Below are 24,846 nucleotides of genomic sequence, written 5' to 3'. Positions count from 1 at the left end.
TCTTCTGTGAAGGGAGCGAACGATGTCCAGCATACCCAAGCAAACTCTCTGCAGCGTGATCCCGTGCATCCGCTACCGCGACGCACCGGCCGCCATCGAATGGCTACGCGGCACCTTCGGCTTTGACGTGCAGTTCGTGGTGCCGAGCGAGGATGGACTCGTGGCCCACGCACAGCTCCGCTTCGGCAACGGCATGGTGATGCTGTCTTCAACCTTCGACACCGAATACGGACGACTACTCAGGCATCCCGCCGACAGCGGCGGCTTCGTCACGCAAAGCACCTATCTGGTCGTGAACGACGCAGATGAAGTGTACCGTCGCGTAAAAGAAGCCGGCGGCGCCATCCTGCTGGACATCAAAGACGAAGACTACGGCGGCCGCGGCTTCACCTGCAGCGACCCCGAAGGCCACATCTGGAGTATCGGAACCTACGATCCCTACGCTTAAACGAGGGCGCTAACCAGCGCGGCATCGGCCACTTGGGTCGGACGAATGCGGATGATGTTGCGGTAGAGAGGCGGCATAGCGGCGCAGACGGCGGCCAGTTCCGCTTCCGGCAGCGAGGGCTGCACATATTGGAATTGCGCGGGATTTTTCAGTGGCAGCGGGCCTTCCATCGTCGAGCCGTAGGCGCCGAGATTCATGAAGCTGACCGCACTTGCATCCGGCCCTTTGGCAAACACGAAGGTGCCGTCTTTCGGATGGCCGAGGTAGTGGCGCACTTCGTTTTGCTGTTCCGGCGTGGCGCCGTTCATCAGCTTGTAGCGCAGCTGCGCGTAGGCGCGCGTGGTTTCCATGAAAGCGCTGCGGATGCCCGATTGTGCCGTGCGGCCCGGCATACACAGCAGCAGGTTGCCGAAGGAATCCAGCAAAGCCACCGCATCCCCTGCTCCACCATATTCGCGGTCACGCGCCATCGCTTGTTTCAGAAACGGCGCGAGGCCAGCATCCGGCTGGTGCGGTTTGCAGCGATAGGTCAGCGCATCCGGATAGTGCTGTTTGAGCACGGACACGAGGGCGTGACTGGCCGGCAGCGTCGCCGGATCTTTCAGTACTTCCTGCGGCAGGTCAGTGTTGAACATTTCCATCACATCGGCCGATGTAGCCTCGAACACCAGCGAGCATAAGGCTTGCGTCGGTTCGGAGATGGTTTTCCCGATGAAGAAGGACTTCGGCGTCGCGCCCGTGCTGGCGCGCGCGTACAGCGAGGTGCCGAGAATGGCGGGATAACTGAAGCTCGCAGAAGCCTGCGAGCGCAAGGCTTTCGGCAGCGCGTGGAAGTCTGCGCTGCTGTCGTAATTGAGGCCGGCGTTCTTGTCCGGCGCGGCCACCACCACGTTAAAGCCACCGGCCAAAATCGCGCCGCTGCACATGCAGCATGGATCGAGCGAGGTGACGATAGTGATGTCCTGCGGCTCCGGCAATTCACGGCCCTTGGCGCGTTCGGCGTAGTACCAGTCGATCAACTGTCGCTCGCCGTGCGCGGTCGGGTCGTAGATCAAGCCGTCCTTGATGACGTTGTTGTGCAGCGACTGCAGCACGTTGCCGTGCTGGTCGAGCATCAAGCCACCGACGCCGAACGTACCTTGCGTCTTGGCTGCGATAGCTTCGGCCGCCGCGATGGCGACAGCCGCCTGCACATCAATCGTCTTCTTGTGCGCCATTACTTCTTCTTGAGATCCTGGCCGCCAAATGCGTTCGGCAGCTGCTCGGCGGCGGTGGTCTCGTAGATGTCGCCTTTGAGGTTGGTCAGCAGGACCGGCAGCTCGTTGCCACCCAGTTCAAGAATCACCTGGCGGCATGCGCCGCATGGTGCGATTGGACCGTCGGTTTCGCCGATGACCACCAGCTGGCTGAAATCACCTGGCTTGTAGCCATGCGCGAAAGCGCTGAACAAGGCAGTACGCTCGGCGCAATTGCACAAACCATAGGACGCGTTCTCCACGTTACAGCCGTGGAAAAGCTTGCCATCGTTGGTCAGCAGCGCCGCACCGACCTTGAAGTTGGAGTACGGTGCGTAAGCCTTCAGCCGCGCTGCTGCGGCTTCGGCGATCAACTCTTGTTTGTTCATGGGCGGATGGTCCGGTAGATAACTTGGTTGGCTGCAGGTGCAGCATCAGCGATCTGGTAAGCCGCCTGGATTTCGCGAATGGCTTGTTCGGCCGCTTCCTGCGTGCGCGCGTGCACCATTGCCAACGGCTGGCCGGCTTGCACTTCATCGCCAAGGCCAACGAGGTCGGTCAGACCGACCGCGAAGTCGATAGCATCGGCAGCACGGCGACGGCCGCCGCCCAGCGACACCACCGCCAGGCCGATTTCACGGCAGTTGGTCGATGCCGCGTAGCCCGATTTCAGCGCCGGAGCAGGCACGATGATCGGCGAACGTTCCAGGTACTTGTCCGGATTCTGGATCAAGTCCGCAGGACCGCCCAGCGCCACCACCATGCGTGCAAAACGCTCGGCCGCTTCGCCGCTGTCCAGCGAGGCTTGCAGCTTGGCGCGCGCTTCCTCTTCGGTCGCCGCCAGTTTGCCCAGCACCAGCATCTCGGCGCACAGCGCCATCGTGACTTCGTGCAGGCGCGCAGGACGCGACTTGCCGGTCAGGTAGTCGATCGCGCCGCGTACTTCAACCGCGTTACCAGCGTAAGGCGCCAGCGATTCGTTCATGTCGGTCAGGATGGCGGAAGTCATCATGCCAGCGCCGTTACCGACTTTGACGATGCTCTCAGCCAGTTCCACCGATTTGCCATAGGTCGGCATGAAAGCGCCACTGCCGACTTTAACGTCCATCGCCAGTGCATCCAGGCCTGCCGACAGTTTTTTCGACAGGATGGAGCCGGTGATCATCGCCACCGATTCCACCGTCGCCGTCACATCACGTACGCCGTAGAACACTTTGTCCGACGGTGCCAGCGACGAGGTCTGACCGATGATGGCAACGCCGACTTCCTTCACCACCTTGCGGAACAAGGCGTTGTCCGGCACCGTGGTGTAGCCGGGGATGGAGTCGAACTTGTCCAGCGTACCGCCGGTGTGGCCAAGGCCACGGCCTGAAATCATCGGCACGTAGCCGCCGCACGCAGCGACCATAGGTCCCAGCAGCAGCGACACTACGTCACCAACGCCGCCGGTGGAGTGCTTGTCGACCACCGGACCATTCAGGTCCAGCGAGCGCCAGTCCAGCACTTCACCGGAGTCGCGCATGGCCAGGGTGAAGGCCACGCGTTCGTCCATGCTCATGTCTTTGAAATAGACCGCCATCGCCAGCGCGGCGATCTGGCTTTCGGTCACACGGCCGGAGGTGATGCCGCCAACGAAGAACTGAATCTCTTCGGTGGTCAGCGCCAGGCCGTCACGCTTTTTGCGGATAATCTCTTGAGGTAAGTAAGACATAAGCTTAAACGCCGTAAGGAATCCAGATGTTTTTCACTTGCGATGCATGCGCCAGCACTGCGCGGCCGCCCGCTTGCGCGGTGCTATACCAATCGCGGCCTTTTGCACCACCAACCCAGGTGCGCTTCAACGAAGTCGCCGACAAGCGCTCAACTTCAGCGCAGCCTTCAGCCGAACCGTCGTGACGCCACACCGCATCGATGTCCGAGTGGGTCGCCAGCGTGCGCGCCAGTTCATCAGCCGAACCGGTGATGATGTTGACCACACCAGCCGGCAGGTCCGACGTATCGAACACTTGATACAGATCGGTCGCCGACAGCGGATGCGCTTCCGATGGCACCACCACCACGCGGTTGCCCAGCGCGATAGCTGGAGCGACCAGCGAGATGAAGCCCAGCAGCGGCGCTTCGTTCGGGCAGACGACGCCGATCACACCCAGCGGCTCATTCAGCGCCACGGTGATGCCATGCATCGGCGGCTGGTGCGCCAGGCCGTCGTACTTGTCGGCCCACGCGGCCCAGTAGAACAGGCGCTCGATCGAAGCTTGCACTTCTTTCTCGGCGTTTTTAGTACCGGTCATGGCGGCGATACGGGCTGCGAATTCTTCGCCGCGCGCGGCCAGGTTTTCAGCGATGTAGTACAGCACTTGCGCGCGGTTGTGCGCAGTGGCTTTGGTCCAGCCGGTGGCCTTGTGCGCAGCTTCCACGGCGTTGCGGATGTCCTTGCGGTTACCCTCGCCGACTTCGGCGATGAAGGAACCATCGGCGCCGTGAATCGCGCGGCTGTAAGCGCCGTCAGGGCGCGCTTGCTTGCCGCCGATGTACAGCTTCGCAGTGCGGTCGATCGCGAATGCGCCACCGGTGGCTGCCGGTGCAGCTTTCGCTTTGGCTTTCGGCTCGATCACTGGTGCGGCAGGACGTGCGTCTTCCGCTTTGGAGGTCAGGTATTCATACATTCCTTCGCGTCCACCTTCACGGCCGTAGCCGGATTCGCGGTAGCCGCCGAAGCCGCAAGCAGCGTCGAACTGGTTGGCGGTGTTAATCCACACCACACCGGCCTTGATCGCAGGTGCGACGTCCAGCGCCAGCGAAATGTTCTCGGTCCACACGCATGCGGCCAGGCCGTACACGGTGTTGTTCGCCAGCTGCACGGCTTCCGGCGGAGTGCGGAAGCTCATCGCCACCAGCACTGGGCCAAAGATTTCAGCTTGCGCCACGGCAGCCGACGTCGATGCGCCAGTGATCAGGGTTGGCGGGAACCACGAGCCGTCGGCTGGCAGTTCGCATGCTGGCTGGTACACGGTGCAACCTTCGTCGCGCGCCGATTGCACCAGACCTTCAATGCGCTGCTTCTGCACTGGATCAACCAGTGCGCCGATGTCCATCGATTTGTCCAGCGGCGAGCCGAGGGTCAGCTTGTCCATGCGGGCGCGCAGCTTGGCCAGGAATTTCTCCTGCACCGATTCCTGCACCAGCAAGCGCGAACCTGCGCAGCAAACCTGGCCTTGGTTGAACCAGATCGAATCGACCAGGCCTTCAACCGCAGCATCCAGGTCCGCATCTTCAAACACGATGAACGGCGACTTGCCGCCCAGTTCCAGCGACAGCTTCTTACCGCTGCCTGCCGACGCTTCGCGAATCAAACGGCCAACTTCGGTCGAACCGGTGAAGGCCAGCTTGTCGATGCCTTCGTGCTTGACGATGGCTTCGCCCACGCGGCCATCGCCGGTGACGATGTTGACTACACCAGCAGGCACGCCAGCTTGTACGCAGATGTCTGCGAACAGCATCGCGGTCAGCGAGGTGAATTCTGCAGGTTTGAACACCACCGTGTTACCGGCAGCCAGCGCAGGTGCGATTTTCCACGCCAGCATCAGCAGCGGGAAGTTCCACGGCACGATCTGGCCGACCACGCCGACAGCGCGGTAGTCCGAGAATTCTTCGGCTTGCAGTTGCGCCCAGCCGGCGTGGTAGTAGAAGTGACGCGCTACCAGCGGCAGGTCGACGTCGCGGGTTTCGCGGATGGTCTTGCCGTTGTCCAGCGTTTCCAGCACCGCAAACAGGCGTGCGTGCTTTTGCATCAGGCGCGCGATCGAGTACATGATCTTGGCGCGGCCATGGCCGCCCAGTGCTTGCCAGCCCGGTTGCGCAGCGCGTGCCGCAGCAACAGCGCGGTCCACGTCAGCGGCGGTGCCTTGGGTCAGGTCGGCCAGCTTGGCGCCATTGGCCGGGTTGATGGAAGCGAACAGCTCACCAGCTGCGCTCCACTCGTTGTTGATGAACAGGCCGAATTGACGGTCGCGCTGCTCCAGCCACGCTTGCGCTTCTTTGGTGCTTTCCGGTGCTGGGCCGTATTCCATAGTGTTCAGGATCTCTTTGATGGTTGGCATGACAGTGTCCGTAATTAAGGTTGCGCGTTAAGGTTGAGCATGACGATGAGCGGCCGAGTAATTGCCGGTCACGTAATGTTCCAGCTGACGCTCAATGTCAGTCAGCAGGCTCGATGCGCCAATGCGGAACAGGTGCGGTTCCAGCCACTCGTTGCCCAGTTCTTCCTTCATCAGGGTCAGGTACTGCAGCGCAGCCTTGGCCGTGCCGACGCCACCCGCAGGCTTGTAGCCGATCTTGAAGCCGGTCTGCTCGTGGTATTCGCGAATCGCGCGCACCATCGTCAGCGACACAGGGATCGTAGCGTTGACTGGCTCTTTACCGGTCGAGGTCTTGATGAAGTCCGCGCCAGCCATCATGCAAACCCACGAAGCCTTGGCCACGTTTTCCAGCGTGACCAGTTCACCGGTCGCCAGAATCGCTTTCACGTGCGCTTCGCCGCAAGCCTTGCGGTAAGCCAGCATCTCGTCGTACAGCGCTTGCCAATTGCCAGTCAAAACGTGCTGGCGGGTGATGACGATATCGATTTCGCTGGCGCCAGCGGCCACCGACAGTTCGATCTCGCGCACCTTGGTTTCCATGCTGGTCAAGCCAGCCGGGAAGCCGGTCGACACGGCAGCGATAGGCAGGCGGCCTTGCAGCACTTCCACCGCAGGCTTGATCATCTCGTGATACACGCACACCGCACCGGTGGCGAGGTTGACATCTTGCAGGCCCAGTGCTTCCACCAGGTCGGTGCGCAGTGGACGCAGCGCCTTGCGGCACAGACGTTCAACGCGGCCCGGCGTATCGTCGCCCGACAGCGTGGTCAGGTCGATCAGGCCGATGGCCTTGACCAGCCATGCGGCCTGGTATTCCTTCTTCACCGTGCGGCGGTTCGCCAGGCTGGCGGCGCGGCGGTCGGCGGCGGATTTGTTGACGTGGATGTGGTTAATCCAGCCCAGGTCCAGTGGGACCGCTTCGTTACGTTTGAAGTCGGTAATGATGCTCATAGCAGATTCGTTCCGTTGGAAAGTGGTTTCACGCCGAGGTGGTGGGCCAGCGTCTGGCCGATGTCGGAGAAGGTTTCGGAAATGCCCAGCGACTGCGGCTTCACATTCGGGCCGAAGAAAATCATCGGGATGTGTTCACGCGTGTGGTCGGAGCCCGGCCAGGTTGGATCGCAACCGTGATCGGCAGTGATGACCACCAGGTCATCCTCTTGCAGACCGGCGATGAACTCCGGCAGGCGCACATCCATTTCGTGCAGCGCGTTGGAGTAGCCGTTGACGTCGCGGCGGTGACCGAAGGCCTGGTCGAAGTCGACGAAGTTGACGAAGGTCAGCGACTTGTCGCCCGCTTCCTTCTGCACCTTCAGCAGCGCGTCGAACAGCGCCATATTGTCCTTGCCCTTCACCACGCGCGATACGCCTTGCGCCGCGAAGATGTCGCTGATTTTGCCCAGCGCGATCACTTCGCCGCCGTCATTCTTGACGTGGTCCAGCAGCGTAGGCGCCGGCGGTGCGACAGCGTAGTCGTGACGATTGGTGGTACGGGTGTAGTTGCCGTTCGCGCCGAGGAACGGACGCGCGATCACGCGGCCGATGTTGTACGGCTCAACGAGTTTAAACGCGATCTCGCACACTTCGTACAGTCGCTCAAGGCCGAACGATTCTTCGTGCGCTGCGATCTGTAGCACCGAGTCGGCCGAGGTGTAGATAATCAGTTTGCCGCTGGCGACGTGTTCATCACCATGCAGGTTGATGATCTCCGTGCCCGATGCGTGGCAATTGCCGAGGAAGCCCGGCACGCCGGTCAGCTCTTGCAGCTTGGCGGTCAGGTCGGCCGGGAACGACGGCACGGTTTTCGGGAAGTAGCCCCAGTCGAATTCCACCGGCACGCCGGCGATTTCCCAGTGGCCGGACTGCGTGTCCTTGCCGGTCGAACGCTCGCGCGCCGCGCCGTAGGCAGCGGTGAAACCTTCGCGCTTGGTGAAGCCGGCAGCCCACTGGCCGCTGGCCAGATGCGCGGCGGCGGTCAGGCCGAGTTTTTCCATGTTCGGCAGCGACATCGGCTTGCCGCTTTTGGCGACTTGCTCAGCGATGTGGCCGAAGGTGTTGGCGCCGACGTCGTTGTACTTCGCCGCGTCGGGCGTGGCGCCCAGGCCAAACGAATCGAGCAGCAGGATAAATGCGCGTTTCATAACGAACTCCTAAAAAGCAAAAGGGCGGACTAGCCGCCCCTTGGGTGTCTTACGCCTGCGGCGTTTTTGCTACATTCGCGAGGAAGCCCAGAATCACTTCCACCAGCGAGGTCGCTGCAACGGCAGCGTACTTCAAGGTCTGTTCATGCGACAGCGGGAACGGCGACAGGCCTTCCGCCAGATTGGTGATGGCCGATACGCCCACCACTTTCAAACCGCAGTGACGCGCCGATACCACTTCCGGCACCACCGACATGCCCACCACGTCCGCGCCCAAGGTCTTGAACGCGCGGATTTCCGCAGGCGTTTCAAAGTTAGGACCAGCGTAGGCGATGTACACACCTTCGTGCAGGGTGACGTTTTTCTCTTTAGCCGAGGATTGCAGCAGCGCGCGCAGGTCCGCATCGTAGGCGTTGGCCATGCTGAAGAAGCGTGGACCGAAACGTTCGTCGTTAGGGCCCATCATCGGGGTGCCCGGCAGGAAGTTGATGTGGTCAGTCAGCGCCACCAGCGAGCCGGCATCCACTTCAGGACGCAGCGAGCCGGCCGCATTGGTCACGAACAGCATTTCGCAGCCCAGCAGCTTCATGGTGCGCACGGCGCTGGTCATCACGCCCAGGCCGTAGCCTTCATAGACGTGGCCGCGGCCCTTCATGCACACCACCTGCACGCCCGACAGGGTGCCGATCACCAGTTCACCGGCGTGGCCGTGCACGGTGGAGATCGGGAAGCCCGGCAGCTGGTCGTAGCTGATGGTCACTGCGTCGGTCATTTGTTCCGCCAGCATGCCCAGGCCCGAACCGAGGATCATCGCTACGCGCGGCTTGAAGCCAGCTGGAAGACGGGAGCGAATAATGTCGGCTGCCTGGAATGGGGAATTATTAGACATGGAAATCCTCTGATTTTTTGATGTGGCTGGGGAAGCTGACACTATGCATCATGGTACATATGTATGACAAATACCATTTTTCTTCACCATTTATACAAAAGTTATATAAATAAGGCGTATTATAAATCAAGGCAAACTTAGCTGCCGCGCAGGTTTGACTGCTTATTTGACTCATTAAGGACAAATGTTTACCATAGTCGACAAATGTTTTTAAGGGCACTACCGTGACCGACTCCTCAAAAAAGGAACAGCTCTACCAGCTGATCCGCGCCAACCCCTTCATTTCCCAGCAAGACCTGGCGGTCGAGCTACGCCTGTCGCGCTCGGCTGTGGCCGGCCATATCGCCGGTTTGATACGCGAACGCCGCCTGCTGGGCCGCGCCTACGTGCTGCCGGATAAAAGCCCGGTGATGTGCATCGGCGCCGCCAACCTGGACCGCAAGCTGCGCACCATCGCCTCCATGCAGCTGGGCACCTCCAATCCTGCCACCGCCGAGGAAGTCTACGGCGGCGTGGCACGCAACATCGCCGAGAACCTGGCCCGCCTGAACCTGCCGACCGCCCTGTTGACCGCCGTCGGCGACGACGGCGCCGGCCGCAGCCTGCAGGAGCACGCCGAGCAAGCCGGCATCGACACGCGCGGCAGCCTGAAACTGCAGGATGCCGCCACCGGCACCTACACCGCCATCCTCGACGACAAGGGCGAGCTGGTGGTGGCGCTGGCCGACATGGCGCTGTACGAGCGCATCACGCCTGAATTCCTCGCCAGCCGCGCGCCGCAGCGCTTGGCCGCCGCCATGACCGTGGCCGACCTCAACCTGCCGGCCGATAGCATCACCCTGCTGCTCGGTAGCGCGCGCAGCGACAACGTGCCACTGGTGATCGTGGCCGTGTCGCAGCCGAAGATGGCGCGCCTGCCGCAAGACCTGAACGGCCTTCGCCTGCTGATCCTGAATCGCGGCGAACTGGAAACCCGCGCCGGCCGCGCCCTGCCGACCGAAGCCGATGTGCGCGCCGCCTGCCGCGAAGTGCAGGCGCAAGGCGCGCAGGATGTCATCGTCACCTGCGGCAGCCAGGGTGTGTACCACACGCAGGATGGCGAGCTGGTTTGGCTGGCCGCACATCAAGTGGACGTGGTCGACGTGACCGGCGCCGGCGATGCCTTCTCGGCCGCCGTCTGCTGGTCACTGTACCAGGGCAGCGGTGATCTGACGCTGGCCTGCCGCCGTGGCCTCAAGGTGGCCGCGATGACGCTGGAAAGCGCGGAGACGGTGTCGCCGGTCCTTGCCGCCGATATCCTCGACGAAATACACGATTTTGACCTGAGCGCCCCGCTCTTCCCGAATAAAGGATAAGACCATGCACCAATACCTGCTGTTCTCGCCGGAAGTGGCCGCCGCCCGCGCCGCCGGCAAACCTATCGTCGCTCTCGAATCGACCATCATTTCGCACGGCATGCCGTATCCGCAAAACGTGCAGATGGCGCGTGAAGTGGAACAGATCATCCGCGACGGCGGCGCCGTGCCAGCCACCATCGCCATCATCGGCGGCAAAATCTGCGTCGGCCTGTCCGACGAGCAGCTGGAGTTGCTGGGCACTTCGCCAGATGCGATGAAAGTCAGCCGCCGCGACCTGCCGTTCGTACTGGCGCAAAACAAACTGGGCGCCACCACCGTGGCTGCGACCATGATCTGCGCTGAACTGGCAGGCATCAAAGTGTTCGTCACTGGCGGCATCGGCGGCGTGCATCGCGGCGCCGAGACCAGCTTCGATATTTCGGCCGACTTGCAGGAACTGGCACAGACCTCGGTGGCGGTAGTCTGCGCCGGCGTCAAGTCCATCCTCGATATCGGCCTGACGCTGGAGTACCTGGAAACCCACGGCGTACCAGTGGTGAGCGTGGGCCAGCGTGGCTTCCCGGCTTTCTTCACGCGCGAGAGTGGCTTCAATGCCGACTTCCAGCTCGACACGCCAGCCGAGCAAGCGGCCTTCATCCACACCAAGTGGGAGCTGGGCCTGAAAGGCGGCGTGGTTGTCAGCAATCCAGTGCCTGCGGCGGAAGCGATGCCGAAAGAAGAAATCGACCGCATCACCGGACAAGCCTTGCAGGAAGCCGATGCGCAAGGCGTCACTGGCAAGAACGTCACGCCATTCCTGCTTAGCCGCATCAAGCAGCTGACCGAGGGCCGCAGCCTGGCGACCAATATCGCACTGGTGAAGAACAACGCCCGCTGCGGCGCCGCGCTGGCGGTGGCCCTGCACACGACGCACTAACAACCCACATTAGCCGACGCCATGTCCATCGATCTGAAGCAACTGAAGTACTTCCTCGCCGTCGCTGAAGAAAAAAGTTTCAGCCGTGCCGCCGAGCGACTGCACATTTCGCAGCCGCCGTTGAGCCAGCAGATCATGAAACTGGAAAGCGAACTGGGTGTGAAGCTGTTCGCGCGCACCACGCGCACCTTCGAACTGACGGTGGCCGGCAAGGCGCTGATGGCCGAAGCGGCCGACTTGCTGGGCAAGATGCGCATGACCATCGACACCATCCGCCAGATCGACCGCGGTGAAGTGGGCCGGCTGCGCGTGGGCATCGTCGGTTCGGCGATGTGGGGGCCGATTCCCAGCCTGCTGGAAGAATTCCAGACCAAGTTCCCGCGCGTGACGTGGACCATCCATGAACTGGGTCCGACCTTGCAGTACGACGCCCTGCGCGCCAAGCAGATCGACGTCGGCTTCTGGCGCGAGCCCAAGCTGAATGAAGACGATCTGAAAAACGACAACCTGCGGCAAGAACTGTGCTTCCGCGAAGACGTGTGCGTGGCCATCAACGAGCACCACCCGCTGGCCAAGCAGGATGCGATTGAACTGACCGACATCGCCGACGAACCGATGCTGACGCTGGCGCTCGACAAGTCATCCTTCCCGCGCTACCTGATCCAGTGCTGTGTGAATGCCGGCTTCCAGCCGACCATTTTCCAGGAAGCGTCCGAACCGCAAACCCTGCTGGCGATGGTGGGCGCTGGACTGGGCGTGACGCTGATCCCCGAGACCACCAGCCGTATCGGCTGGCCAGGCGTGGTGTTCCTGCCGATCCGCACCAATCCACCATCGGCCAACCTGTACATCACCTACACCACCACCGACGATGCGCCGGTGGTGCGGGCCTTCCTGAATATTTTGAATCCGCTTAGTGCGTAAGGCCACCGGCCTCGCGCAAATCGACGGTGTGGGCGAGCGTGGTGCGGACGGCAATGCGCAGTCCTTCCACCACATCTTCCAGCTTCATGCTGGCGGAACCCGGATGCTGCGCCGCTTGCTGCGGCGAGTAAGGAATGTGAATGAAGCCGGCGCGCATGGTGGTGCCCCACTCGTGCGCCTGATGCATCAAGCCGTAGAACACGTGGTTACACACAAAGGTGCCTGCCGTCTGCGACACCGAAGCAGGCAAGCCCGCCTCTCGCAGCTCGTGCACGATGGCCTTGATCGGCAAGGTGGAGAAGTAAGCTGCGGGACCGCCGTTCACAATCGGCTGGTCGACTAGCTGGCGTTGCTGGTTGTCGGGAATGGGCGCATCGTCAACGTTGATCGCAATGCGCTCCACCGACATATCGACACGGCCGCCGGCCTGGCCGACTGCAATCACAATACTAGGCTGCAGTTCTTCCACCGCCTGGTGCACGACCTTGAGCGCGTGCCCGAACACCACCGGCAGCTGACGCGCGTGCACGACGAAGTCGCCCTCATGCCAGCCATCGAGATGGCGCACCGCTTCCCACGAGGGGTTGGTGGTCTCCTTGTTGAACGGTTCAAAGCCCGTTAACAATATTATCTTTTTCATCTTGACAGCTCCGCGGTAATGCACTAACTGCGGAAGCGTCTCACATATTCATCAAAAAATAAAGCAGGGAAATATTTACTAACAATAGTGGCAACGCCGTCCCCACCTGCATTTTTACCACCGCATTTTTGTCCGGCAGCTCCAGCAGCGCAGCCGGCACGATGTTGAAATTGGCCGCCATTGGCGTCATCAAGGTGCCGCAGTAGGCGCTGAACATGCCGATCGCCGCCATCACCGCCGGATTGGCGTGGTACACGCCGACCAGCACCGGAATGCCAACGCCGCCCGCCATCACTGGGAATGCAGCAAAGCCATTGCCCATGATGATGGTGAACAGCGCCATACCGATGCAGTACACCGCCACCGCCACCAAGCGGATGTCCATGTTGATGTAAGACGTGACCACATGCGCCACCGCCTTGCCCATGCCCGCTTCGGTGAACAGCAGGCCAAGCACCGCCAACATGTGCGGCAGCACCACTGCCCAGCCAAGATGATCGATCAGGCGGCGCGATTCGCGCATCGCTTGCATCGGCGTGGAGCGCGTCAGCCAGCACGCGGTGGCCACGGCAAACAGCGAGCCGCAACCGAGGCTGACCAGCGTCAGGTTTTTGGGATCGAGCAGGAACAGGCCATCCCACTTGACGTCCTTGAACAGGGTGGAGCCGATCACGGTGGTGATGGGAATCAGCAGCGCGGGAATCAACAGCTTGTGGCCAAGGCGTTGTGCGCTGCTGCGGCGTTCTTCTTCGGTGCGGTCGCCGTAGCGGCCCAGCGTGACGCCGCCGAAACCGGCGATCAACGCCATCAACACCATCAGCAAGCCCGCAGCGACGGGCGGCAACTGCTCGCCAGCCAGATAGATCACGGCGTACAAAGCCCAGAACAAGGCGCTGCTATAGCGCTTGGGATTATGTTTGTCGCGCAGCGCCATCCACGCCACCATCAGCAGCATGGCGCCCAGCATGTAGTAGAAGAAATCGAGCTTCAGTATCATTTTGCGCTGCGCGCAATCTGCGCGTCCAGTCGATACAAGCGCCACGAGTGGATGATGAAGGCGCATATCGCAGTCGGTATGCCCCACAAGGCCATGTGCAGCGGGTCAACGTCCAGACCTTCGCCGTGCAGGATGGTTTGCATCAGCACAATGGCGCCGAAGGCCACGAAGATATCTTCGCCGAAGAACAGGCCGACATTGTCGGTGGCCGCCGCCATGGCGCGGATGCGGTAGCGCATCTCCTGCGGTACGTTCGGATAGCGTACTTCGGCAGCGCCCTCCGCCATCGGCGCGATCAACGGCCGCACCATGTTCGGATGGCCGCCGATGCTGGTCAAACCGAAAGCCGCACTCAGTTCGCGAATGGCGAGATACACGATCAGCAAGCGGCCAGTGGTGGCCGAGCGTATGCGCGCGATGGAAGCCTGCGCATGCTCGCGCAAGCCGTGCCGCTCCAGCAGCCCAATGGCGGCAATCGGCAACAGCAGAATCAGGGGAAGATTACGGGTCTTGATGAAGGCCGCGCCCAGCGTGGCCAGTAGTTGGTCGACCGGCATTGCCGCAGCAATGCCGGTGACGGCGCAGGCAGCGATCACCACCAGCACCGGATGGGCCCTGAGGGCGAAGCCGACGATGATGACGGCGACGCCCAGCAAAGGCCACAGATTTACAGCGTGTTGCACTTAGAACTTAGAAGTTGACTTTGAAGGTCGCGCCCCAGGTACGTGGTTCATTCAGCATGCCGGTCAGGTTATCGAAGTCGATAGCGCCGAGGATGACCCGCTTGTCGGTAATGTTGCGGCCGAACGCTGCCACTTCATACTTGCCGTCGCCCCATTTGTAGCCCAGACGCGCGCCACCTTCGGTGAGCGGCTTGGCCTTGTACTCAGGCGCTTCGTACAGGAAGAAGTTGTAGCTGCTGCGGTAGGTCCAGTCGGTGTAGGCATAGAATTCGCCATTGCCGATGTCGGTGCTGTACTTGAGCGTAAAGTTGGCTTGCGACTTAGGCGCGCGTGGCAGCGGGTTGCCGTTGATCTTGGACGTGCCAGGGAACGGACCAGCCGCATTGGTCGGGGTGCAACCGCTGGCAGCGTTGTTGCTCACGTTACCGCAGTACTGCACGAACAGGTTAGGATCCTTGATCTCGGTATCGTTGTAGCTGTAGCCCAGCGAGCCGCTAAAGCCACCGCCCAGGTTGGCCTGGAAGTCCAGCTCCACGCCCTGGCCAGTCACCTTCTCAGCGTTGATCAGCTGGTTCATGTTGACGGTGCCGTTACCAGCGGTCAGCTGCTTGTCTTTCACGCGATACTGGAATACCGAGGCGCTCAGGCGCGCGCGCTTATCGAACAGGTCTTGCTTGACGCCGGCTTCATACGACAGCGCGCGTTCAGCGTTGGCGAACGATGGCTTGTCGGTCAGTCCATTCAAACGGCCTTGCATCGACGGTGCGCGGTAGCCGGTAGCAACGCGGGCGAACAGGTTGGTGTTCTTGTCGACTTCATAGGTGCCGCTCAAGTCCCAGCTGACGTTGTGCGAGGTATTGTCGATGTTGAACGGGCCGGAGCTCAGTGGCGGTTCTACGCGCAGGGCCGAGAACTCTTTCTTGTCGCTGGTGTAGCGCAGGCCGCCGCGCACCTTGAACTTGTCGGTCACGGTGTAGTTCAGCGAGCCGAATGCGGCCCACGACTTGGCGTTCTGGAACTGCTGCGCGTAGGCGGCGTTCTGCGGGTTGCCGGCGGCGAAGGAGTTGAAGCTGATCGAATCGATCTGGATGCTCTCGTCGAAGAAGAACAGGCCACCGATCCACTGCAGCGGGCCGGCGTAGTTCGACTCAGCGCGGAACTCTTGCGAGAACTGCTTGTGGTTAGGCAGCAGGTCGGCGGTTTCGACCGGGAACGGGATCACGCCCGGGCCACTGCCCAGCGCTGCTTGTGCCGGGCCGCAGAACAGCGTGCAGCCGTAGCCGCCATCCACGTCGGCGCGGCTGTTGAATTTCAGGGTTTCATAGCCGGTGATCGAGTGCAGCGTGATGTCGCTCAAGTTGTACTTCAGGCGGATATTGCCGCCCTTGGTTTCCAGCTTCTGGTAGTTGACGCCGTCGGTTGGGTAGGAGGCGTAGTCGAAGCCGTCCACCAGATCGTTGGTGCCCTTCTTGATGATGTTGGCGCGGAACAGGGTGGCGCTGCCGTGGTAGTCGCGCTCGTGGTAGTTGAACAGCGCGCTGAAGTCCTTATTCGGCTGCACCAGTGCTTGCAGGCGGAAGGCGTTGTCGCCGTAGCCTTCAAAGTCCTGGGTGCCGGTGTTCTTGGTTGGATTGGTGTTGTGCACGCGGTCGCCGCGGTGCTGGCTGGTGCCCGAGAAGCGCAGGGCCACGGTGTCGCTGACCGGTACGTTGAACACACCTTCGGCGGTCTTGGCCGAGAAGTTGCCCACGCCCAGCGTCAGGTAGCCTTCGGTCTTGAAGACCGGCTTGGCCGAGTCGAACTTGATCACACCGGCCGGGGAGTTACGGCCGAACAGCGTGCCTTGCGGGCCGCGCAGCACCTCAACCTGGTCCACGTCGAACACCGGGAAGCCCTTCAGCATGGCGTTTTCCTGGACGATGTCATCCATCACCAGGCCGACTGGCTGGGAAGCATTCAGGTCGAAGTCGGTATTGCCCAGGCCGCGAATGTAGAAGCGCGGGAAGGTACGGCCATAGTCCGACTCAACGTTGACCGACGGCGAGCGGCCGGCCAGGAAGCGGATGTCGGCAGCGCCCGAGGTCAGCACGTCCAGCTTGTCGCCCTTGAGGGTAGCGATCGACATCGGCACGTCTTTGATGTTTTCCGCGCGGCGCTGGGCCGTCACGATCACGGTTTCCAGCTGGTCCTTGCTGGCGGCGGTAGCGGTGGTGTCCGGCGTATCTTCAGCGTGCACCAGTGGGAAGGCGCTGGCGACGGCCAGGGCGATCAGCGATCGCACTGCGAAACTGCGTTGCTTGCTCATATGGTCCTGCTCCCTTAATTGTGTAGTGAATTATTTTTTCTTATTAAATGCATATCGAATATGAACTAATTCGGCATATCGATATACAAATTACCAATCATGCTAGCACGGAAAAAAACCGGCTTGATTCATATCTATTTTATATAAATAGCCAAGAAAAAACGAATTTGTCCTACATATCGGCACTGGGGCATAGTGTTGGATTGTCCTGAACGTGGGGCGTAGCGCCACTTCTCCTATGAAAGCGCACACGCAGTCACTCCAGGCAGTACCGACGGGGTTTTTCCAATCGGACAAAAAAGCAACAATACAAAAATATTTAGTTTGGCGCGGATGTTGTTGCGGTGCGACATGCAGTCCTGGCAAGCGAACGCAAAAGGTTAGAGGGATTCAACGGCGCGAAATTACATGCTTCGGCCAATAAAAATATACAATGTCGATCTTCCAGGAGCCTATTCATGAAACTTTCACAACTTAGTTTGACGGTTGCAGCACTGTTTATCGCTGCCAGCGCGTCCGCGGCTGACCCAAAGCTGGGCATCGTGTATGACGCAGGCGGCAAGTTCGACAAGTCGTTTAACCAGTCCGCTTTTGAAGGCGCATCGCGCTTCAAGAAGGAAACCAATATCAATTTCATCGAGGTGCAAGCCTCCAGCGACACTCAGGCTGAACAGGTGCTGCGCGGCCTCGCCCGCAAAAACCTCGACCTGATCGCTTCCATCGGCTTCGCCCAACAGGCAGCTGTGCAGAAGGTCGCCAAGGAATTCCCGAAAGTCCGCTTCGTGCTGATCGACGGCGTGGCGCAAGGCGCCAACGTCAACTCCATCACCTTCAAGGAAGAAGAAGGTTCCTACCTGGTGGGCGTGGCAGCGGCCATGGCCTCCAAGTCCAAGAAGCTGGGCTTCATCGGCGGCGTTGATATCCCGCTGATCCGCACCTTCTCGTGCGGCTACGCGCAGGGCGCGAAAGCCGTCAACGCCAAGGTCGACGTGACCTCCAATATGGTCGGTACCACTTCCGATTCGTGGAACAACCCAGCCAAGGGCGGTGAACTGGCGCGCTCGCAATTCGACCGCGGCGTTGACGTGGTGTTTGCCGTGGCCGGTGGTTCGGGCCTGGGCACGCTGCAAACCGCCAAGGAAAAAGGCAAGCTGGCGATCGGCGTCGATTCGAACCAGAACTCGCTGTATCCGGGCACGATCCTGACCTCGATGGTCAAGCGCGTCGACAACGCCGTCTACGAGTCCTTCATGCAAATGAAGAACGGCACGTGGAAAGGCGGCGTTACCGCCAAGGGCCTGAAAGAAGGCGGCGTCGATTGGGCGCTGGACGAGAACAACCGCAAGCTGATCACGCCGGAAATCGAGAAGCGTGTGATGGGCGCGCGCAAGGACATCATCGACGGCAAGGTCAAGGTCATCGATATCCGTTCGGGCGCAGCCTGCCCGGTTTAACAGCTGTTTAAACACAGAGCGCGCCGCCTCGGGTTTTCCCGCGCGGCGCGTTTAGCATTTTAATTAACCGCATTAAAAACGATCCTATGCAGCCAGCAGTAGAATTTCGCGGCATCTCCAAGCACTTCGGAGCTGTAAAAGCGAACACGGACGTCAGCTTCACCATCGCCAAGGGTTCGATCCATGGCCTGGTGGGCGAGAACGGCGCCGGCAAGTCGACCCTGATGAGCATCCTGTACGGATACTACCGCGCCGATGGCGGGGAGATCCTGCTCGATGGCCAGGCGCGCCGCATCCACAACAGTCAGGAAGCGATTGCGCTCGGCATCGGCATGGTGCACCAGCACTTCATGCTGGTCGAGAACATGACTGTGCTCGATAACGTGATGCTGGGCAGCGAAGGCGGCTTCCAGCTGAAGTCCAAGCGCGCCAAGGTGGAAGCGGAACTGCGCGAGATTTGCACACGCTACCGGCTCGACGTCGATCCGCTGGCCACCATCCACGATTTGTCGGTGGGCGCGCAGCAGCGCGTGGAGATCCTCAAGCAGATCTACCGCAGCGCCAACATCCTGATCCTCGATGAACCGACTGCGGTGCTGACCGCACAGGAGACCGAATCGCTGTTCGAGATCCTGCGTTTGTTCAAGGAACAGGGCAAGACCATTATCCTGATCACGCACAAGCTGCAAGAGATCCTCGACATCACCGACACCGTCACCGTGATGCGCGGCGGCCGCGTGATCGGCGCCGTGCCGACCGCCGGCACCACCAAGGAAGAACTGGCCAATATGATGGTCGGCCGGCCGATCGAGAACAACCTGCCGCGCAAGCCATACAGCCCGGGCGCGCCAGTGCTGCAAGTCGACGGCCTGCAGCTGCTGGACGACCAGGGCGTCAAGCTGCTGGCCGATATCGGCTTCACGCTGCGCGCCGGCGAGATCGTCGCCGTGGCCGGCGTGTCCGGCAATGGCCAGAGCGAGTTGATGGAGATCTTGTCGGGCATGCGCCTGCCCTCCTCCGGCAAGCTGGAATACCGGGGCAAGCCGCTGCCGTTTGAAGGCCGTTCGGATGCCGATGGCCTGCCGCTGAAATTCCGCGAGCTGGGCATCGCCCACGTGCCGGAAGACCGCTTGCGTGATGGCGTGATCAAGGCCTTCTCGGTCATGCACAACACCATCTTCGGCTACCAGGACAAGCTGAAAAATCGTTGGGGCCTGCTCGACTTCAAAGCCATCGCAGCGCGCTGCGCGGAGCTGATGAAGAACTTCGACGTGCGTCCGAATAACCACGACCTGCGTATCGGCCTGCTCTCGGGCGGCAACCAGCAGAAAGTGGTGATCGCGCGCGAAGTGCTGGCGCAGCCGAAGCTGATGCTGGTCGGCCAGCCGACGCGCGGCGTCGACATCGGCACCATCGAGAGCATCCACACCCAGTTGCTCAAACTGCGCGATGAAGGCGTGGCGATCCTGCTGGTCTCCGTGGAGCTGGAAGAAGTGCGCGCGCTGGCGGACCGTATCCTGGTCATGTGCGGCGGCCGCATTACCGGCGAACTGAAAATTGAAGAATTCGACACCACCCGTATCGGCCTGCTGATGGGCGGGATGCACAAATCATGAATAAAGACCTCCCACGCTGGGCCACTGCGTTTGTCATGCCCGTTCTAAACCTGTTGTCGGCACTGCTGGTGACCGCACTGGTGATCCACCTGCTGGGCGAAAGCCCGATCGAATCGCTGGCCATTTTGGTCAACAGCGCCGTGATCAATCCGGAAGGCTTGAGCTACACGCTGTTCTACGCTTCGACCTTTATCTTCACCGGCCTGGCGGTATCGATCGCCATGCAGGCGGGCCTGTTCAATATTGGCGCCGAAGGCCAGATGTACTTTGCGGGCCTGGGCCTGACACTGGTCATGCTGGGCTTCGACAGCACGCTGCCGTTCTGGCTACTGATCCCGCTCGGCATGCTGGGCGCAGCGCTGTTCGGCGCACTGTGGGCCTTCGTGCCCGGCTACCTGCAAGCGAAACGCGGCAGCCACGTGGTGGTGACCACCATCATGTTCAACTACATCGCCGCCTCGCTGATGAACTCCGTGATCGTCAAGATGGTGCCGCCGGGCGAACAGAATCCGGCCAGCCGCGTGTTTGCTGCTGCTGCTGAAATGCCGCGCCTGAACCAGTGGTTCCCGATCCTGGGCGAGACGCCGCTCAACATCAGCTTCTTCATCGCGATTATCGCGCTGGTGATTTACGGTGTGGTGGTAACGCGTTCGGCGTGGGGCTTCAAGCTGCGCGCCACCGGCTTGAACAAGCACGCCGCGCACTACGCGGGTGTTCGCATCAGCAAGATGATCATCGTTGTGATGCTGATCTCTGGCGCGCTGGCCGGTCTTGGCTCGGTCAACTCCATCATGGGTTCGACCCACTACCTGTCGCTGGGCTTTGTCGGCGGCGCGGGCTTCATCGGCATCGCGATTGCGCTGATGGGCCGCCAGCATCCGGTCGGCATCTTCCTGTCGGCGCTGCTGTTCGGCGCACTGACCCAGGGTGGCCTGGACCTGTCGCTGGAAAAGCAGAACATCCCACCGGAGATGGTGATCTTCGTGCAGGGTGTGGTCATCCTGTTCTGCGGCGCGATGGAATACCTGTACGCACCGGCCATCGCCAAAATGCTCCAACTGAAGAAGTGAGAACGATATGACTTTTGATGATCTCCATATCGGCAGTATCCTGGTGTCAACCGTGCGCAATGCGCCGGTGCTGATTTTCGCCGGCATGGCCGGCCTGTTCGCCGAACGTTCGGGTGTGATCGACATCGGCCTCGAAGGCAAAATCCTGGCGTCCGCGTTTGTGTCGGCCGCTGTCGCATTCACGACCCAGAACCCGTGGTACGGCGTAATGGCTGGCGTGCTGGTATCGATGCTGCTGGCCAGCCTGCAGGCTTACATCGCCATCACCCAGAAGGGCAACCAGCTGGTGGCCGGCATCGCCATCAACATCGCCATGAGCGGCCTGACCTTCGTGGTGGCGCAGTACATCTTCCAGCAAGGCGGACGCACGCCGGACCTGGGCTCGGCGCGTTTGTTCGACGTGGTGCTGCCTGGTTCTGCGGCGGTGGAAAACATCCCGTTCATCGGCTGGCTGTACGCGCACCTGATCGGCGGCCATTCGGTGCTGGTGTACCTGGCGTTTGCGCTGGTGCCGCTGGTGCACTGGATCGTCTACCACAGCCGCTTCGGCCTGCGCCTGCGCGCTTGCGGCGAGAACCCGCATGCGGCCGATGCAGCCGGCGTCAGTGTCGAGCGCCAGCGCTATATGGCCATGATCATTGCCGGCGTACTGTGCTCGTTCTCGGGTGCTTACCTGTCGATCGTGCAGAGTGGTTTCTTCCTGCGCGATATGTCGGCTGGTGCCGGCTATCTGGCGCTGACGGCGATGGTATTTGGTAACTGGCGTCCGCTGCACACCTTCCTGGGCTGCCTGATGTTCGGCTTCTTCGGCGCCGTGCAAATCCAGATCGAAGGCGTGGAACTGCCGCTGGTCGGCCGCGTGCCGGGTGCGCTGATCCAGATGGTACCGTACGTGCTGACCGTGATCGTACTGGCCGGCCTGATGGCCAAATCGGTGGCGCCAAAAGCCTTGGGCACCCCGTTCGTGAAATCGCGTTAAAACGTCTTCAAATAGGACAGCAGGTCAGCGACCTGCTGTTCATCTTTAATTCCCCAGAAGCGCATCGTCGTCCCCGGCACCACATCATGCGGCGCGCGCAGGTAAGCGGCGAGCGTCTTCTCATCCCAGGTCAGTCCCGACTTCTTCATCGCCTCGGAATATTTATAGTCCTTGGTCGACGCCGCGCGCCGGCCGACAATCCCATTCAACTGCGGCCCATAGCCCGCACTCGCATACTTCCCCACCGCGTGACACGACGCACAGCGCTGGAACAAGAACGCCCCGTTCTTAGGATCGCCAGCCGCGCTGGCCTGCCCTGCCGCCAGTAGCAACAGCAAAAACCATCGCTGACAGTTCTTCAATTGAACCCGGGCGAAGCCACCAGTATTATTGCCTAAGGATTGTTTCATGCGACGTAGGCGCCCAAGTGTTCAATATCGAGGAGATGTTTTTGCATAGCAGCACTTTCGGAGGCAACGGCGAGCTTCTTCATTTCAATTAGTGATGCTGGAGATGCGATCCAAATCGAAACAGCTAGCAACTTTCCAGGAACAGCTAATTGTGCAACGCTTTCATAACTTGGACCATCTATATGCGGCGTTAAAATTTCTGCATAGTGCTTCGTTTTTAATTGCAATTGCGCATTGGGTAACCTAGCCGAACTAACGCTTCGCAAATACGCATCGCGTTCTCCTCTGTAGGATTCACCAACAAATCCATATCATCAGCAATCTCTTCGTTTGAGCCAGTACAAATAAGGTTGTCGCCAATTGGGTTCACGTAACCCACCGAGTCATTTATATACACTCTTAGAGCCTAATATTTCAGTCACTAAAAACAGCTGCGGCGTTACGTGAAAATACTCTGCCAGTTTGTTCGCCAATGTAACGTCGATTTTTTTTTGGCCCGCAAGTATTTCTGCCAATAGATCACTATCCAGTATTTCCGCCAGATCAGCTGCATTACGCTCACCTTGCTCCATCATGAATGCAAGCATTTCGTGGGGTTCGCTTTGCGGCATTGGATAGCGCTTCTTTTCGTAGTCGCTGATCATGATTACCAGCAGTTCAAACAAACTTGCAAGCGGATGTGTCACATCTTCACCTACGACGTCCCACATTACATTCACCAAGTTCAGCGCATGAAGATGATCTTCATCAGTTTTCAGTGCACGCAGCCGAGCGATCCGCTGAAATGCTACCCATGCCGCTTGAAGCTCATCAACGTCAGGCTTTAGGGTTCCGTCCGAGAGATTATTCATAGCTTTGTTTTCCTACTGCGAAATTGTCGCGCCCACTTGTCATACTCGGCGTGCGGAAATACCCAACGGATCTCCAGTGTATTCGTTCCGTACTTAACGCTGGAAATGACCCGGTAGTTATTGCCTCCAACATTGAAGATCGTGAATGGTGCAACATAATCAGCGTGAGGAAATATCTTCTTAAGCTGCTGAAAGCTCAAGAAACTAAAGGCTGACGACACTTGCATCCAGCGGGCAAGCGACACCCGCGCATTGGGATGCCGCAAGCAAAATTGGTCTATCAAGTGAGTGGCAATGAGATTCATGCCTCACTGTATGACTCTAGCTCATTCGCTGATTGAGCGCACTCAAAGAGTGTGGCTGAGGCTGCGTATTTTGCCCTCAGCGCAGCAAGTGCAGCGCTGCGTATTGCAGCAGCATGATAGTTTTGCCGTCTGCGATGCGGCCGTCGGTGATCATTTGCAGGGCTTCGGTTATTGGCAGTTCCAGCACTTCGATGTCCTCGCCTTCTTCGGCGATGCCGCCGCCATTACCGGTGCGTGACGACGCATCGTATTCGGCGACGAAGAAGTACAGGCGCTCGGTCACCGAGCCGGGACTCATGAAGGCTTCGAAAACTTTGCGCACTTCGCCCACGCAGTAGCCGGTCTCCTCTTCCACTTCGGCCTTGATGCGCTCTTCCGGCGAGGCCTGGTCCAGCAGACCCGCCGCAGTCTCGATCAGGAAGCCGTCATGGCCGTTGCCGTAGGTAGGGAAGCGGAACTGCCGTACCAGCAGCACGGTGCGCTGCTCGCGGTTGTACAGCAGGATGGTGGCGCCGTTGCCGCGATCGTAGGTCTCGCGCGTCTGGCGCTGCCAGCTGCCGTCGCTGCGGCGGTAGTCGAAGGTGGTCTTTTGCAGCAGGAACCAGTCGTCGGACAGGGTCTCTACTTTGTGGATGCGAATTCGGTCTTCCGGCATGTCGTCCTCCCGTTGCGTTCATTGACGATATCATGCAATATCGTGCAATATCAAGAAAATTCACGCACATGCTGACACGCCAACGCAAAGAACTCCTGCTGGACCGCCTGCACAAGGACGGTCAGATCGTCGCCAAATCACTGAGCGAGGAGCTGGGACTATCGGAGGACACGATACGCCGCGACCTGCGCGAGTTGGCCAGCGAAGGCTTGCTGCAGCGCGTCCACGGCGGCGCCCTGCCCGCCTCGCCCGCGATGGGCAACTTCGCGCAGCGCCAGCAGATTTCCAGCGACGCCAAACCGGCCATCGCGCGCGCCGCCGCTGCCATGGTCGAACCGGACCAGGTGATCTTCATCGACGGCGGCACCACCGCCGTGCAGCTGGCGCGCGCGCTGCCGCCGGATTTGCGCTGCACCGTGGTCACGCACAGCCCATCGGTGGCAGTGGAGCTGGTCGAACATCCAAACGTGGAAGTGATCCTGATCGGCGGCCGTCTGTTTAAGCATTCCATCGTGGCGATGGGGCCATCGGCGCTGGAAGCAATCGCGCAGATCAGCACCGATATCTATTTCATGGGTGTGTGCAGCCTGCATCCGGACACCGGCATCAGCACCGGCGACTTCGATGAAGCAGGCGTCAAGCGCGCCATCAGCAACAGGGCGCAACGCACCGTGGTGCTAGCATCTCCGGAAAAGCTGGACACTGCATCGCCCTACCAAATTGCACCGCTCTCGCAGGTCAGCACCATCATCGTCAACCACGACGCACCAGAAACGCTGCTCGCGCGCTATCGCAACATGGGGATCGCCATCACTATGGCATAGGCGTTTA

At 60.4% G+C, this 24,846-nt stretch carries 24 protein-coding genes; 9 read left to right on the top strand and 15 right to left on the bottom strand.

Annotation, left to right across the window (positions count from 1 at the left end; translation table 11 throughout):
• Positions 1 to 22 precede the first annotated feature (22 nt).
• Positions 23 to 448, top strand: coding sequence for a VOC family protein (locus GTP46_RS03915; protein ID WP_161005308.1), 426 nt, complete (start codon positions 23 to 25; stop codon positions 446 to 448).
• Here the strand turns inward: GTP46_RS03915 and GTP46_RS03910 are convergent.
• Genes GTP46_RS03910 through xapA form a run of 7 tightly spaced genes read right to left on the bottom strand, consistent with a single transcriptional unit; the run spans position 445 to position 8,852 of the window.
• Positions 445 to 1,665, bottom strand: a complete 1,221-nt coding sequence (locus GTP46_RS03910; protein ID WP_161005307.1) for a nucleoside deaminase — start codon at positions 1,663 to 1,665, stop codon at positions 445 to 447. The two genes, GTP46_RS03915 and GTP46_RS03910, sit on opposite strands and share 4 nt — an antisense overlap.
• On the bottom strand, positions 1,665 to 2,072 hold the full coding sequence (locus GTP46_RS03905) for a cytidine deaminase (RefSeq protein WP_161005306.1): 408 nt from the start codon (positions 2,070 to 2,072) through the stop codon (positions 1,665 to 1,667). Before GTP46_RS03905 ends, GTP46_RS03910 begins: the two co-directional genes overlap by 1 nt.
• Positions 2,069 to 3,394, bottom strand: a complete 1,326-nt coding sequence (gene deoA / locus GTP46_RS03900) for a thymidine phosphorylase (protein ID WP_161005305.1) — start codon at positions 3,392 to 3,394, stop codon at positions 2,069 to 2,071. The genes GTP46_RS03905 and deoA overlap by 4 nt, the downstream gene beginning before the upstream one ends.
• Positions 3,395 to 3,398: 4 nt before the next feature.
• On the bottom strand, positions 3,399 to 5,783 hold the full coding sequence (locus GTP46_RS03895) for an aldehyde dehydrogenase family protein (RefSeq protein ID WP_371869550.1): 2,385 nt from the start codon (positions 5,781 to 5,783) through the stop codon (positions 3,399 to 3,401).
• A 27-nt stretch (positions 5,784 to 5,810) separates the two neighbouring features.
• A complete protein-coding gene (deoC, locus tag GTP46_RS03890) occupies positions 5,811 to 6,773 on the bottom strand; it encodes a deoxyribose-phosphate aldolase (RefSeq protein ID WP_161005304.1) in 963 nt (320 codons plus the stop codon).
• Complete coding sequence (locus tag GTP46_RS03885; protein ID WP_161005303.1) at positions 6,770 to 7,963, bottom strand: phosphopentomutase; 1,194 nt, start codon at positions 7,961 to 7,963, stop codon at positions 6,770 to 6,772. Before GTP46_RS03885 ends, deoC begins: the two co-directional genes overlap by 4 nt.
• A 49-nt stretch (positions 7,964 to 8,012) precedes the next feature.
• Entirely contained in the window at positions 8,013 to 8,852 is an 840-nt protein-coding gene (xapA, locus tag GTP46_RS03880; RefSeq protein WP_161005302.1) for a xanthosine phosphorylase, read from the bottom strand.
• 224 nt (positions 8,853 to 9,076) lie between these two features.
• Between xapA and GTP46_RS03875 the strand changes: the two genes are divergently transcribed.
• The 3 genes from GTP46_RS03875 to GTP46_RS03865 are packed head-to-tail and all read left to right on the top strand — an operon-like array spanning position 9,077 to position 12,050.
• Positions 9,077 to 10,207, top strand: a complete 1,131-nt coding sequence (locus GTP46_RS03875; protein ID WP_161005301.1) for a carbohydrate kinase — start codon at positions 9,077 to 9,079, stop codon at positions 10,205 to 10,207.
• Between the two features lie 4 nt (positions 10,208 to 10,211).
• Positions 10,212 to 11,126, top strand: coding sequence for a pseudouridine-5'-phosphate glycosidase (locus GTP46_RS03870; RefSeq protein WP_161005300.1), 915 nt, complete (start codon positions 10,212 to 10,214; stop codon positions 11,124 to 11,126).
• A 21-nt stretch (positions 11,127 to 11,147) separates the two neighbouring features.
• The gene (locus GTP46_RS03865) at positions 11,148 to 12,050 is read left to right on the top strand and encodes a LysR family transcriptional regulator (protein ID WP_161005299.1); all 903 of its coding nucleotides are present in this window, start codon (positions 11,148 to 11,150) and stop codon (positions 12,048 to 12,050) included.
• Here the strand turns inward: GTP46_RS03865 and pcp are convergent.
• Genes pcp through GTP46_RS03845 form a run of 4 tightly spaced genes read right to left on the bottom strand, consistent with a single transcriptional unit; the run spans position 12,040 to position 16,675 of the window.
• A complete protein-coding gene (gene pcp / locus GTP46_RS03860) occupies positions 12,040 to 12,690 on the bottom strand; it encodes a pyroglutamyl-peptidase I (RefSeq protein ID WP_161005298.1) in 651 nt (216 codons plus the stop codon). The two genes, GTP46_RS03865 and pcp, sit on opposite strands and share 11 nt — an antisense overlap.
• Positions 12,691 to 12,730: 40 nt before the next feature.
• Positions 12,731 to 13,687 (bottom strand): DUF979 domain-containing protein, encoded by a 957-nt coding sequence (locus tag GTP46_RS03855; protein ID WP_161005297.1) that lies wholly within the window; start codon positions 13,685 to 13,687, stop codon positions 12,731 to 12,733.
• A complete protein-coding gene (locus GTP46_RS03850) occupies positions 13,684 to 14,370 on the bottom strand; it encodes a DUF969 domain-containing protein (protein ID WP_161005296.1) in 687 nt (228 codons plus the stop codon). Before GTP46_RS03850 ends, GTP46_RS03855 begins: the two co-directional genes overlap by 4 nt.
• 7 nt (positions 14,371 to 14,377) lie before the next feature.
• Entirely contained in the window at positions 14,378 to 16,675 is a 2,298-nt protein-coding gene (locus GTP46_RS03845; protein WP_161005295.1) for a TonB-dependent receptor, read from the bottom strand.
• 458 nt (positions 16,676 to 17,133) lie between these two features.
• Between GTP46_RS03845 and GTP46_RS03840 the strand changes: the two genes are divergently transcribed.
• The 4 genes from GTP46_RS03840 (at position 17,134) to GTP46_RS03825 (ending at position 21,794) form a co-directional block, all read left to right on the top strand.
• Entirely contained in the window at positions 17,134 to 18,129 is a 996-nt protein-coding gene (locus GTP46_RS03840; protein ID WP_161005294.1) for a BMP family lipoprotein, read from the top strand.
• Between the two features lie 86 nt (positions 18,130 to 18,215).
• On the top strand, positions 18,216 to 19,745 hold the full coding sequence (locus GTP46_RS03835) for an ABC transporter ATP-binding protein (RefSeq protein WP_161005293.1): 1,530 nt from the start codon (positions 18,216 to 18,218) through the stop codon (positions 19,743 to 19,745).
• Positions 19,742 to 20,815, top strand: coding sequence for an ABC transporter permease (locus GTP46_RS03830; protein ID WP_202414117.1), 1,074 nt, complete (start codon positions 19,742 to 19,744; stop codon positions 20,813 to 20,815). The genes GTP46_RS03835 and GTP46_RS03830 overlap by 4 nt, the downstream gene beginning before the upstream one ends.
• 7 nt (positions 20,816 to 20,822) lie before the next feature.
• On the top strand, positions 20,823 to 21,794 hold the full coding sequence (locus GTP46_RS03825) for an ABC transporter permease (protein WP_161005292.1): 972 nt from the start codon (positions 20,823 to 20,825) through the stop codon (positions 21,792 to 21,794).
• Here GTP46_RS03825 and GTP46_RS03820 read toward each other — a convergent pair.
• The 4 genes from GTP46_RS03820 to GTP46_RS03805 form a co-directional block, all read right to left on the bottom strand.
• Positions 21,791 to 22,204 (bottom strand): c-type cytochrome, encoded by a 414-nt coding sequence (locus GTP46_RS03820; protein ID WP_161005291.1) that lies wholly within the window; start codon positions 22,202 to 22,204, stop codon positions 21,791 to 21,793. The genes GTP46_RS03825 and GTP46_RS03820 overlap by 4 nt on opposite strands.
• Positions 22,205 to 22,587: 383 nt before the next feature.
• Positions 22,588 to 23,055: a helix-turn-helix domain-containing protein gene (locus GTP46_RS03815; protein WP_161005290.1), complete on the bottom strand. Its 468-nt coding sequence runs from the start codon at positions 23,053 to 23,055 to the stop codon at positions 22,588 to 22,590.
• Positions 23,052 to 23,360 (bottom strand): type II toxin-antitoxin system HigB family toxin, encoded by a 309-nt coding sequence (locus GTP46_RS03810; RefSeq protein ID WP_161005289.1) that lies wholly within the window; start codon positions 23,358 to 23,360, stop codon positions 23,052 to 23,054. Before GTP46_RS03810 ends, GTP46_RS03815 begins: the two co-directional genes overlap by 4 nt.
• A gap of 76 nt (positions 23,361 to 23,436) precedes the next feature.
• On the bottom strand, positions 23,437 to 24,015 hold the full coding sequence (locus GTP46_RS03805; RefSeq protein WP_161005288.1) for an NUDIX domain-containing protein: 579 nt from the start codon (positions 24,013 to 24,015) through the stop codon (positions 23,437 to 23,439).
• 68 nt (positions 24,016 to 24,083) lie between these two features.
• Here GTP46_RS03805 and GTP46_RS03800 point away from each other — a divergent pair, with 68 nt between their 5' ends.
• Entirely contained in the window at positions 24,084 to 24,839 is a 756-nt protein-coding gene (locus tag GTP46_RS03800; RefSeq protein ID WP_161005287.1) for a DeoR/GlpR family DNA-binding transcription regulator, read from the top strand.
• The last annotated feature ends 7 nt before the right edge of the window (positions 24,840 to 24,846 follow it).

Origin of the sequence: Duganella flavida, from assembly GCF_009857445.1 — a bacterium.
In the GTDB taxonomy this organism is placed as follows: domain Bacteria; phylum Pseudomonadota; class Gammaproteobacteria; order Burkholderiales; family Burkholderiaceae_D; genus Rugamonas; species Rugamonas flavida.
Note: the sequence above shows the minus strand (reverse complement) of the source record. Positions and strands in the feature narration are given on the sequence as shown.